This window comes from Streptomyces sp. NPDC030809 (assembly GCF_055572195.1).
Window position 1 is genome coordinate 126695 of sequence record NZ_JBVIDV010000015.1, and the last position, 11100, is coordinate 137794.

The 11100-nt window shown below is 74.0% G+C and carries 10 protein-coding genes; 3 read left to right on the plus strand and 7 right to left on the minus strand.

What is annotated here, in order from left to right; genetic code table 11:
- Nucleotides 1-43: 43 nt before the first annotated feature.
- A complete protein-coding gene (locus tag ACZ407_RS20935; protein ID WP_468130299.1) occupies nucleotides 44-805 on the plus strand; it encodes a DUF2306 domain-containing protein in 762 nt (253 codons plus the stop codon).
- Here ACZ407_RS20935 and ACZ407_RS20940 read toward each other — a convergent pair.
- Both ACZ407_RS20940 and ACZ407_RS20945 read right to left on the minus strand, forming a co-directional pair.
- Nucleotides 795-3254 (minus strand): bifunctional serine/threonine-protein kinase/ABC transporter substrate-binding protein, encoded by a 2460-nt coding sequence (locus ACZ407_RS20940; protein WP_468130301.1) that lies wholly within the window; start codon nucleotides 3252-3254, stop codon nucleotides 795-797. The genes ACZ407_RS20935 and ACZ407_RS20940 overlap by 11 nt on opposite strands.
- A 223-nt stretch (nucleotides 3255-3477) precedes the next feature.
- Nucleotides 3478-4575: a YncE family protein gene (locus tag ACZ407_RS20945; RefSeq protein ID WP_468130303.1), complete on the minus strand. Its 1098-nt coding sequence runs from the start codon at nucleotides 4573-4575 to the stop codon at nucleotides 3478-3480.
- A gap of 161 nt (nucleotides 4576-4736) precedes the next feature.
- Between ACZ407_RS20945 and ACZ407_RS20950 the strand changes: the two genes are divergently transcribed.
- Nucleotides 4737-5633 (plus strand): LysR family transcriptional regulator, encoded by an 897-nt coding sequence (locus ACZ407_RS20950; RefSeq protein ID WP_468130305.1) that lies wholly within the window; start codon nucleotides 4737-4739, stop codon nucleotides 5631-5633.
- A 106-nt stretch (nucleotides 5634-5739) separates the two neighbouring features.
- On the opposite strand, the gene ACZ407_RS20955 is transcribed toward ACZ407_RS20950, so the two are convergent.
- Nucleotides 5740-6537, minus strand: coding sequence for a VOC family protein (locus tag ACZ407_RS20955; RefSeq protein ID WP_468130442.1), 798 nt, complete (start codon nucleotides 6535-6537; stop codon nucleotides 5740-5742).
- 218 nt (nucleotides 6538-6755) lie between these two features.
- On the opposite strand from ACZ407_RS20955, the gene ACZ407_RS20960 reads away from it, so the two are divergent.
- Nucleotides 6756-7256: a cupin domain-containing protein gene (locus ACZ407_RS20960; RefSeq protein ID WP_468130307.1), complete on the plus strand. Its 501-nt coding sequence runs from the start codon at nucleotides 6756-6758 to the stop codon at nucleotides 7254-7256.
- Nucleotides 7257-7437: 181 nt separating this feature from the next.
- Here the strand turns inward: ACZ407_RS20960 and ACZ407_RS20965 are convergent, their stop codons facing one another.
- The 4 genes from ACZ407_RS20965 to ACZ407_RS20980 form a co-directional block, all read right to left on the minus strand.
- Entirely contained in the window at nucleotides 7438-8229 is a 792-nt protein-coding gene (locus ACZ407_RS20965) for an ABC transporter permease (protein ID WP_468130309.1), read from the minus strand.
- Nucleotides 8226-9149: an ATP-binding cassette domain-containing protein gene (locus tag ACZ407_RS20970; RefSeq protein WP_468130311.1), complete on the minus strand. Its 924-nt coding sequence runs from the start codon at nucleotides 9147-9149 to the stop codon at nucleotides 8226-8228. Before ACZ407_RS20970 ends, ACZ407_RS20965 begins: the two co-directional genes overlap by 4 nt.
- 292 nt (nucleotides 9150-9441) lie before the next feature.
- Nucleotides 9442-10287 carry a DUF4097 family beta strand repeat-containing protein gene (locus tag ACZ407_RS20975; protein ID WP_468130313.1) on the minus strand — a complete coding sequence of 282 codons (846 nt, stop codon included), beginning with the start codon at nucleotides 10285-10287 and terminating at the stop codon, nucleotides 9442-9444.
- 180 nt (nucleotides 10288-10467) lie between these two features.
- The gene (locus ACZ407_RS20980) at nucleotides 10468-10986 is read right to left on the minus strand and encodes a hypothetical protein (RefSeq protein WP_468130315.1); all 519 of its coding nucleotides are present in this window, start codon (nucleotides 10984-10986) and stop codon (nucleotides 10468-10470) included.
- Nucleotides 10987-11100 lie beyond the last annotated feature (114 nt).

Sequence of the window (11100 nt, forward strand, 5' to 3'; positions counted from 1 at the left end):
AGCCTCTCACATTGGAACGCTTCGCATGACACGAGGAGTTCGAATGGCCGTTACCGACCCCGTCACCGACCCCGTCACCGACTCCGTCACCGATCCTGTCGCCCCGGCCCCGCAGCCCTGCTCCCCACCGGCCCCCGGGGGCCGCTGGAGCTGGACGTGGGTCGCCTTCTCCGCACTTGCGATCGCCGCCGTCTCCGTCGGCCAGTACGCCCGGGGCAGCCTCGAATCCCTCGCCCGGGACGGGGCCGGGCTCGCCGCCGACTACGCCGGCCAGGCCCTGCCCGTCCGGATCGCCTTCTACCTGCACGTCGCCTTCGCCGGGCTGTGCCTGGCCCTCGGCCCCTGGCAGTTCTCCCGCCGGCTGCGCAGCCGCCGCCCACGGCTCCACCGCACCCTCGGCCGCACCTACCTCCTCTGCATCGCCGTCGGCTCACCGGCCGCCTTCGTGCTGTCGGCGTTCAGCTCGGTGGCCCTGCTCGGCTTCTTCGGCTTCGGCAGCCTGGCCGTGCTCTGGGGCTGGACGGCCTGGCGCGCGTACCGGGCGATCCGCACCGGGGACCGGGCTGGCCACCAGGCCTGGATGATCCGCAACTTCGCCCTCACGTACGCCGCCGTCACCCTGCGGCTCTGGTACGGCGTACTCGTCCTCGCCCAGCTGCCGTTCGCGGACGGCCCGGACCCGGCCGCCACCGTCGCACCGGTCGCCTACGCCCCGCTGCCGTTCCTGTGCTGGCTGCCCAACCTCGTGATCGCGGAGCTCATGGTCCGCCGCCGCGGCCTGCCCGCGCTGGGCTTCAGGGACTGACCGGGCCGCTGGTCACCGCGGTCCAGCTGCCGCCGGACACCGTGAACACCGTCAGCCGCCGATTGCGGGTGTCGCCGTACTCGTCGAAGGAGACGTGCCCGGTCACCCCGTCGAAGGCGGACCCGCCCACGGCCCGCGCCATCTTCCCCCGGGCGTCCCGGGGGAGGGTGCCGCCGTGGGCCGCCACCAGGGACTTCACGCCCTCGATCAGGCTCCAGGCCGCGTCGTAGGCGTACGGCCCGTACCACCCGGCCGGCTCCGGGTATCCCGCCTTTCCGTAGCGGGCGAGGAAGTCCTCCCCGCCCGCCTGGTGCTCGGCGGGCACCCCGATGTTCAGGGCGAGGTCCCCGTCGGCCTTCGGGCCGGAGGTGAGGAACTGCAGGTCGTAGATCCCGTCCCCGCCCATCAGCGGGACCCCGGCCCCGCCCTGCTTGAGCTGCGCGGACAGCGGCCCGGCCGTGTCGTAGTAGCCGCCGAACCAGACGGCGTCGGCCCCCGAGGCGCGGACCTTCGCGGCCAGCCCGGGGAAGGTCCGCTGCCCGGCGGTGACGCGCTCCGTGCCGGCCACGATCCCGCCGAGCCGCTCGAACTCGGCGGTGAAACCGGCGGCGAGCCCGCTGCCGTACGCGCCCCCGTCGTCGATGACGAACACCTTGCGCTTGCCGGCCTCCGCGTGGAGGTAGCGCGCGGCGAACGGCCCCTGGTCCACGTCCGTGGTCACGGTGCGGAAGTACGTGCCGTACGGACGCGCCTTGGTGCCCGCGGCCCAGCCGGGGCCCAGGGTCAGGGAGGGGTCGGTGTTGGCCGGGGACACGATGACCAGGCCCGCGCGGGCCAGGGCCGGAGCCATGGTCCGGGCCACGCCGGAGGTCAGCGGGCCCACCACCCCCAGCACCTTCGCATCGGAGACGAAACGGGCGGCGTGGGGGCCGCCCTTGGCCGGGTCGCCCGTGTCGTCCAGGGCCATGACCTCGAACGTCACCCCGGGCACGTACGCCTTGGCGTTCGCGGTACGGGCCGCGAGGTCGGCGGAGTTCCGGATGCCGAGCCCCATCCCGGACAGACCGCCGGTGAGCGGCGCGTCCACCCCGATCACCACCGTGACCGCCTCGGCCCCGCCGCCGTGGCCGGCCGCACCGCCGCCGCCGGGCTCACCGTCCTCACCGGACAGCGCCCACGTCAGCACGGAACCGGCCGCGAGCGTGGCCAGCGCCGCACCCAGCACGACGGAACGCCGGGTCAGGGCGCGCGCCTGCACCCGCCCAGGCCCTTCGCCCTCCGGCACCGGGGCCGTCGCGGCGAGGGAGACGAGCTCGTCGGCGGGAGGGCCGGAGGCGGGGGTGGGGTCGGGGCCGGGGGTGGGGTCGGGGTCCGGGATCGAGGCGGGGCCGGGGGCGTGGGCGTGATCGGGGCCCTGCGGCGGGCCGGTCGGCCGCTCGGGTGCGGGCGTACGGGGATCCGCCGGGGAGCCTGCGCTCCCGGGCGTACCGGAGTCCGCCGGCGAGCCTGCGCTCCCGGAGTCCGGCACGGTGGGCGTCTGCGGTGCGGACGGCGCCGACGGCGCGGAGGACGCAGGGGAGGAGGGGGAGGCCGGGGAGGCGGGCGGGGTCGGCTCCGTGTCCGGGAGGGAGCGCAGCACCGAGGCCAGCATCCCCGCCGCCTCGGCCGCACCCACCCGCTGCTCCGGGTCCTTCGTGAGCAGCGCCTCCAGCACGGGCGCGAGCGGCCCGGCATGGACCGGCGGCCGGTGCGGCCGGGTGAAGACGGCCACGGCCAGGGCGTGCAGCCCCTCCGCCTCGAACGGCGGCCGCCCCTCCACCGCGTGGTAGAGCGTGGCGCCGAGGGCCCACAGGTCGTTGGCCGGGGTCGGCCGCCTGCCCTCCAGCTGCTCCGGCGGCATGTACTGCGGGGTGCCGATGACGATGCCGCTGTGGCTCAGCTTGGTGGTGGCGTCCGCGAGGTGCGCGATGCCGAAGTCGGTCAGGACGACCCGGTCCTTGGCGAGCAGCACGTTGTCCGGCTTGATGTCGCGGTGCACGATCCGCGCCGCGTGCGCCTCGGTGAGCGCGTCGAGCAAGGCCGCGCCGATCTCGGCCACCCGGCGCACGGGCAGCCGCCCCTGCCCGCGGATGGCGGCGGCCAGGGACTGCCCGCGGATGAACTCCATGACGATCACGGGGGCGCCGTGGTGCTCCGCGATGTCGTGGATCGTGATGATGCCGGGGTGGCTGAGAGTGACCGCTGCACGGGCCTCGCCGGTGAACCGCCTGAGCAGCGTGGCGCGGTCCTCCTCGTCCATCCCCGGCGGGAACAGGATCTCCTTGACGGCGACCTCGCGCCCGAAGAGCTGCTGGTCGAGGCCGCGCCAGACCCGGCCCATCCCGCCTTGGCCAATGCGTTCGACGAGCCGGTAGCGGCCGGCGACGAGTTCGGGGTTCTGCTCGGTCACGCGCACACTCTAGGGGGTGCTGAGCCTTTCGGGTGACGGAACGGTGGCCTGATCACACCCCCCTGCCCCGGCCCGTGCGCACTCCTGCCCCGCCCCTTCCGCTGTCCGTCCGCCCCACGGACGGGACAGGTGCGAGATCACGTGCCGGAGCGACGGGCCGTACGGGCCGGGCCGACCGGGGGAACCGGCCCGCGTCCCGTGCAGCGGTCGGGCGGCCCGCCGGTCAGGCCGGGCGCGGTACGTACGCCAGCCCGTGCGCGCCCGGTTCGCCGAGCTTGGCGATGTCCAGCCGGCCCACCCGCTCCAGCGCGTCCAGGTCCACGATGTCCACCGTGGAGGAGACCACGCAGGACACGTAGGCCAGTCGGCCGTCGGGGGAGGAGGTGATGGTCAGCGGGAACAGCCCGACCTCCACCTCCCCCAGCCGCTCGCGGGTCCCGGCGTCGAACACGGTGAGGCGCCCCGGCGCGTGGCGCCCGAGCTGCGCACCCGCCTCGGCCGTCATGCGCAGCTCGCCCGCGAGCAGCCGGCCGGTGGAGGTGAGGTGCACCGGCAGGACCACGTGCTCCGTGGGCAGGGTGTCCACGACGGTCGCCGTGCGCGCGTCGATGACGCGGATCCCGGGGGCCGGCCGCTCCCCGTCGCCGCCCGAGAAGTTGCCGTAGGGCGCGGCGACGTACGCGTGCCTGCCGTCGGGGGAGACGGCGAGCCCCTCACTGCCCGGCACCTCCACCCTCGCGCTCAGGACGCCCCGTCCGAGGTCCACCACGGACACGAACGGCGCCTCCTTGTTGGTCGCGAACCCGGTCCGCCCCGCCGGATCGATCGCGAACCAGTGCGGCCCCGGCGCGTCCGTGTCGATCCGCCCCAGGGGCTTCCGCGTGGCCGTGTCGATCACCACGACACCGCCGGGCCGGTCCTCCGAGCTCTCCACGCTGACGTAGAGCCGCCCGCGGGCCGTGTCCAGCGCCAGCCCGTGCGGCCCGTGCTCCGGGGCGAGGTCCACGATCTCGACGACGCGGCGGCTGTCGGGGTCGATCAGGGCCAGCTCGGTGCGGCGGCCGCCGTTCGCGTGGTAGTAGCCGGAGTGGTACGTCAGCGTGCACCACAGCAGCCGCTCCGCCGGGTCGTAGCACAACTCGTGCGGCTCGGCGGGTACGTGCACGTCGCCGAGGTGCCGGTCGGTGGCGGCGTCGAAGAACGAGACCGTCGGCCCGCTCTGGCTGACCACGGCGAGGACATCGCCTTCCCGGCCGGTACGGGCGGACTGCCGGGGCTGGCCGGACTGCCGGGACTGGCCGGGCTGCTGGGGCTGCTGCACTGCGGCTCCTTGAAAGAGGTCTTGGGGGAGGGAGGGGTTCAAAGCCGCGCGTTCCCGCGGCAGTTCCCACCCTCCGGCGCACGGGCCTCCGGCAGCAATGCAAAGATGGGCAGCCAATCATTGCCACAGACGCAAAAATCGAGGTCAGGGCCAGGACATCGATGGATCTCAACCTGCTGCGCGTCCTGGACGCCCTCCTCCAGGAGAACAGCGTGACCCGCGCCGCCGAACGCCTCGGCACCTCCCCCGCCGCGGTCAGCCGCACCCTGGCCCGGCTCCGCCGCACCGTCGGCGACCCGCTGCTCGTCCGGGCCGGCCAGGGCCTGGTCCCCACCCCGCGCGCCGTCGAACTACGCGAGGAGGTAGGGGCCTTGCTCCGCAGCTGCGACAACGTCCTGCGCCCCGGCGCCGGCTTCGAAGCCGTACACCTCCAGCGCACCTTCACCGTGCAGGCCACCGACCTGCTCCTCGTCGGCGTGGCCGGCCGCCTGACCGAACGCATCCACGCCGAGGCCCCCCGGGTGGACGTGGTCTTCCTCCCCGAGGCGGTCGAGGGCGGCCCCGGGCTGCGGCAGGGCTGGGTGGACGTGGAACTCGGCGTCCTGGGCCACCTCGACCCGGAGATCCGCACCCGCCCGCTCACCCGCATGCCCCTCGTCGGCATCGCCCGCAGCGGGCACCCCCTCTTCGACGGCCCGATCGACGCGCGCCGCTTCGCCGCCGCCGACCACATCGGCATCTCCCGGCTCGGCAAACGCCTGGGCCCCATCGACACCGCCCTCGCCGGACTCGGGCTGCGCCGCCGTACCGCGGTCGTCGTCCCCAGTCACACCAGCGCCATGCTCCTCGCCCGCGACACCGACCTCGTCGCGCTCAGCCTGGCCGGCTGGCTCCCCGACACCATCACCGCCATGGGCCTGCGCACCTTCCCCGTCCCCCTCGACCTGGCACCCCTGGACCTCGGCATGGCCTGGCACCCCCGCAACTCGGCCGACCCGGCCCACCAGTGGTTCCGCGACCACCTCGCCTCGGCCGTCCGGTCCCTGTCCGGCCCGTAACGCCGAGAGCCACCCGGCGAGGCCGGGTGACGGCGGGCGACACCGAGCGACGCCGCGAGACGACGCCCGGCGACGCCGAGCAGCGCGCCCCGCCGGACCGCCCCCGTCAGGCAGGGTCGTCCCGCACCGTCGAGGTGATGATCGAGAACGAGGCCCCCTGGGGGTCGGCCAGCACCGCCATGCGCCCCGCCACCATGTCGAAGGCCGGGGCCAGCACCGAGGCCCCGGCCCGCACGGCCGCCGACTGGACCTCGTCCACGCTGTCCACGTGGAAGTACGGCTGCCAGTGCGGCGGCACCCCCGGGGGCATCCTGCTCATGTCCATCATCCCGCCCACCACCCGGCCGGCGACCTGGAACTCCACGTACCCGTCCGCCCCTTCCATCCCGGAGCGCTCGGTCGCCACCGGCAGGATCGCGGAATAGAACGCCGAGGCCCCCGCCAGGTCGGGAGTGACGAGTTCGTTCCAGATCAGCGCGCCGTGCTCGTTGACGATGCCCGCCCCGTCGAACGTACCGGGCTCCCACAGACCGACGACGGCCCCGGCAGGGTCGGCGATCACGGCCATCCGCCCGAGGTCCATGACGTCCATCGGGCCCACCACGACCGTGCCGCCCGCGTCCGTGACGGACTTGACGGCGGAGTCGATGCCGTCCGTCGCCAGGTACGTCGTCCACACCGCCGGGGGCATCGGGTCGGGCACCGTCCCGTCCGGGTTCATCGCCTTCATGATCCCGGCGACCGGCTTCCCCTTGAGCGTGCAGACGGAATACCCGCCCGTCTCCGGCGGCCCCACTTCGCCCTGCCAGCCGAAGAGGTCGCAGTAGAAGTCGAGTGCCGCCTGCTGGTCGGGGACCATCAGATCGACCCAGCACGGAGTGCCGGGCTTGTAGGGGCTGTTCATGTCGGGCACGGATGCCTCCGGAAGTGCGCTGCGGGGGAAGGACGGGCCGTCCCCTACCCGGCCCGCACCCGCAGAATCGCGCCGAACGGGTGAGGGTATTCGCAGCGCGCGAAGAAGGCAGGCGAACTGCCGTGCGCGCTGCACGGCGCACCCCCGGATGCGGGATCATCATGCGGGTACGACACGGGACACGAAGCGCAGGCACGGGGGAACGGGCAATGGGAGAGGGGCGGCAGGCGGAGACCGCGACCGTCGGGGCGCTCGTCGCGGACGCGACGGCCGAGGACCGCAGCGGCGCACTGTGGCGGCTCGGCGGAGCCGAGCGGCAGCTCGACGCCAACCTCGTGCGCCACCTGCCCGGCGCCTCGGTGGCCATGCACACCGAGGCCGAACTCGACGTCATGCTCGTCGTCATCACCGGCGGCGGCACCCTCACCCTCGACGGCGAACAGGTTCCGCTGCACCCCGGATTCCTCGCCCTCCTGCCGCGCGGCGCCTCCCGCGGCCTGTCGGCCGGCCCGGACGGCCTGACCGTCCTCACCGTCCACCGCCGCCGCCGCGGCATGAGCATCGGCCGCTCCGCCGCCTCCGCCCCGGCCGCCGAGTGCCCCGTACACCTGGTCTGCAGCGCCTGCCACCACCACGCGATCGAGGCAACCGCCCACTACTGCTCCACCTGCGGCACCCCCCTTCCCCGCCGCCCCCGTACCCACCCCTGACCAGCCGCGCCCCCGTCCCGTGTCCCCACGTTTCTCCAGGCCCAGGCCCAGGCCCAGCCCAGGCCCAGGCCCGTGCGCCGACGTGGGCGACACGGGCGGTCACCCGCACGGCGGCGAGATCAAGGGGGCCTGCCGCCGGGCGGGCCGGGCCGAGCCGGGCCGGGACTGACCGGCGCGGCCGCTACTTCGGGTCGCGGTTGAAGACCGCCGTCGACCAGCGGTAGCCGAGGGCCGCGAGGGCCAGGCACCAGGCCAGGGCGATCCAACCGTTGTTGCCGATTTCCGTGCCCAGGAGCAGGCCGCGCAGGGTTTCGATGGCGGGGGTGAAGGGCTGGTATTCGGCGACGGGCCGGAACCAGCCGGGCATCGCGTCGACGGGGACGAAGGCGCTGGAGATGAGGGGCAGGAAGATCAGCGGGAGGGCGTTGTTGCTGGCGGCCTCGGCGTTCGGGCTGACCAGGCCCATGCCCACCGCGATCCAGGTGAGGGCCAGGGCGAAGAGCACGAGCAGGCCGAACGCGGCGAGCCATTCCACGGCCGTGGCGCCGGTGGCGCGGAAGCCGATGGCCACGCCGACGGCGCCGACCAGGACCACGCTGGCCACCGACTGCAGGACGCTGCCGATGACGTGCCCGATCAGGACCGAGCTGCGGCTGATCGCCATGGTGCGGAAGCGGGCGATGATGCCCTCGGTCATGTCGTTGGAGACGGAGACCGCGGTGCCGATGACGGTGCTGCCGACGGTCATCAGCAGCAACCCCGGCACGAGGTACGCGATGTACTCGGCCCGGTCCGCGCCCCCGCCGCCGATGCCCGCGCTCATCACGTCCCCGAAGACGTAGACGAACAGCAGCAGGAGCATGACCGGCGTGAGCAGGAGGTTCAGGGTCAGCGAGGGGTAGCGGCGGGCGTGCAGCAGGTTCCGGCGCAGCATCGTGGACGCATCGCGGACGGAGAGGGAGAGCGAGCTCATCGGACGGCCTCCTCGGCCTGGTCGGGGTGCTGGGCGGGAACGGCGGCGCCACGTCCGGCGGCGCCGGTCAGGGCGAAGAAGACGTCGTCGAGGTCGGGGGTGTGGACCGTGAGCTCGTCGGCCTCGATGCCGGCGGCGTCCAGCCAGTCGAGGATGGCGCGCAGTTCGCGCTGGCTGCCGTCGCTGGGGATCTGGAGCGCGAGCGCCTCCTCGTCCCGGCCGGCCTCGCGCAGGGCGGCGGCCGCGGCCCGGTAACCGGCGGGGTCGGTGAAGCGGAGCCGGACGTGGCCGCCGGGGATGAGCCGCTTGAGCTCCTCGGCGGTGCCCTCGGCGGCGATCTTCCCGTTGTTGAGCACCGCGATGCGGTCGGCGAGTTCGTCGGCCTCCTCCAGGTACTGGGTGGTGAGGAAGACGGTGACCCCGCCGGTGACGAGCTCGCGGATGATCTGCCACATGTTGTGGCGGGAGCGCGGGTCGAGGCCGGTGGTCGGCTCGTCGAGGAAGATGATCCGCGGGCTGCCGACCAGGGTCATGGCGATGTCGAGGCGGCGCTTCATGCCGCCGGAGTAGCCGGCGGCCGGCTTCTTCGAGGCCTCCACCAGGTCGAAGCGCTCCAGGAGTTCGGCCGCGATCCGCCGCCCCTCCTGCTTGGAGAGGTGGTGCAGGTCGGCCATCAGGAGCATGTTCTCCTCTCCCGTGATCAGGCCGTCCACGGCGGAGAACTGGCCGGTGACGCCGATCGCGGCGCGCACGGCCTGCGGCTCGGCGGCGAGGTCGTGGCCCGCGACCCGGGCCTGCCCGCCGTCGGCGCCGATGAGGGTGGAGAGGATCTTCACGGTGGTGGTCTTGCCGGCGCCGTTCGGGCCGAGCAGAGCGAACACGGTCCCGGCCGGGATGTGCAGGTCGATGCCGTCGAGCACGGCCTTGTCGCCGTAGGACTTGCGCAGTCCGGTGGCGGAGATGGCGACGGCGGAGGACGGGGGCGGTCACCCGACTGATTTGACGCAGGCATGACAGAATTGGGCATGGAGCTCTCCGTTCGGGCGTGGTGAAGCCTGAAGGTGACGGTGAAACCTGAAGGTGGAGCCTGAGGTTGGCGCGGAAGGCGAAGGCGAAGGCGAAGGCGAAGGCGAAGGTGCAGTCGGCGTCGCAGCCGCCCTGTGGCGGGGAGCGGGGCCGGGGCGGACCAGGAGGGCCGACCCGGCCCCGGCGTCAGACCCTCGCGCGGAGGATGTCGATGTTGCCGAACTTGGTGCGGGCGAGGATCTTGACCGTCTCCTCGGAGTCCTCCGGGGCCCCGGAGGTGGTGAGCATGTTGCGGACCTGACCGGAGCCCGAGCTCGCGTCCAGCCAGGCCGCCGTACCCTCGCGCACGCCCACCTCGATGGACCCGTACGAGGTCTCCAACTGCACGGTCCCGCGCGCGACTTCGCCCACCCGGAGGGTGCCGTGCGCGGTGGTGGCGGTGACCGAGGACTCGGCGCGCCGGACGTCGATGTCCCCGTTGGCCCCGCTCACGCGCAACTCGCCGGTGGCGGCGCCGACGGTCGTGGTGCCGTGCGAGTTCTTCAGGACGGCGGGGCCGTCGAGCAGGCCGACGCGCACGCTGCCCGAGCTGGTGGTGAGCTCGCCCCGGCCCGTGACCCGGTCCACGGTGATCGAGCCGTGCGAGGCGGTGAGCGTCAGCGGGCCGGTCGCGTCCAGGCGCACGTCCCCGGTCGAGGTCTTCACGCGGACCTCGCCGAGCAGCCCCTCGCCGAGCACCTGGGCCCAGGCGCCGGTCGTGTCCACGTGCGACCCGGTGGGCAGTTCGACCGTCACGTCCACGGTCCCCGGCCGCCGGAGGGTGTTGCGGGCCTTGGGCGTCCTGATGCTCAGGACTCCGTTGGCGTACGCGACCTCGGTCTGCTCGGCGGCCTTCGCGTCCCGCTCCAGCTTCGGTTCGCGCGGCCGTACGTCCACGACGGTGTCGGCGCGGTCGCCCGCGGTGAACCGGATGGACCCGGCCTCCACGTGCGCGGTGACCGAGATCGGTGCGGGCGTGTCGAAAGTAGGCATGGCTGTCCCGTCCTCTTGGGTCTTGGCGGCGTCCCCGCAGGTGGGGCGCGGTGGATGGAGCGATACGGGCGAAGTCGCGCGGGCCGTACGAGTCGTACGGAGTCGTGCGCGTGGTGCGGGTCGTCCGGTCGTGCGGTCGTCCGGTCGTGCGGTCGTCCCGGCCGGGCCGGATGCCTGTCGCTAGCGCACCCAGCCGGTGATGCTCTGTCCGACGGTCTGGACCCGCTCGGTCGAGGCCGCCCGGCCGCCGCCGTCGACCGCGGCCGACACGGCCCGTACCAGCCAGGCGTTGACCGACAGGCCCTCGCGGCCCGCGGCCTCCTCGGCGCGGGCCTTGAGGTGCGCCGGCAGCCGCAGGTTGACCCGGGCGGTGCCCCCCTCGTCCCCCTCGGAGGGGGCCGGGGCCTTGAGGGGCTCGGCCGGCAGGGGCGCCTCCGGGGCCGCGCCGCCCTCGGCGGGCGGCAGCGTCACCACGAAGTCGGGGTCCAGCCCGCGCAGCCGTACGTCGACGGAGCCGGGGGCGAGCTCGCGGGTGATCTCGTCCATGGCGGCGGAGAGCACGTGGAGCATGGTCAGCCGGGTGGCCGACTCCAGCGGAGCGGTCAGCCGCTCGGCGAGCTCCCGGGCGTCTTCCCCGCCTGCCTCGGCGGCCACCGCGAGTTCCCGGCGAAGGTTGTCGACATACGGAGTGAGGTCCATGACGTCATCATGGCACCACTATGGCGCCATCCGCAAGCCTCCTCGGCGCCACGCCGGCCCATGCTCGCCGATCGAGCCTCTGACCTGTGTAAATGTGCGGCGGCGCCCGCGGGT

Bases quoted from the DNA above. Each gene is read 5' to 3' on its own strand.
- ACZ407_RS20955 (WP_468130442.1), bottom strand. From the start codon at position 6,537: ATGAACAGCCCCTACAAGCCCGGCACTCCGTGCTGGGTCGATCTGATG.
- ACZ407_RS20935 (WP_468130299.1), top strand. From the start codon at position 44: ATGGCCGTTACCGACCCCGTCACCGACCCCGTCACCGACTCCGTCACC.
- ACZ407_RS20965 (WP_468130309.1), bottom strand. From the start codon at position 8,229: ATGAGCTCGCTCTCCCTCTCCGTCCGCGATGCGTCCACGATGCTGCGC.
- ACZ407_RS20980 (WP_468130315.1), bottom strand. From the start codon at position 10,986: ATGGACCTCACTCCGTATGTCGACAACCTTCGCCGGGAACTCGCGGTG.
- ACZ407_RS20950 (WP_468130305.1), top strand. From the start codon at position 4,737: ATGGATCTCAACCTGCTGCGCGTCCTGGACGCCCTCCTCCAGGAGAAC.
- ACZ407_RS20960 (WP_468130307.1), top strand. From the start codon at position 6,756: ATGGGAGAGGGGCGGCAGGCGGAGACCGCGACCGTCGGGGCGCTCGTC.
- ACZ407_RS20975 (WP_468130313.1), bottom strand. From the start codon at position 10,287: ATGCCTACTTTCGACACGCCCGCACCGATCTCGGTCACCGCGCACGTG.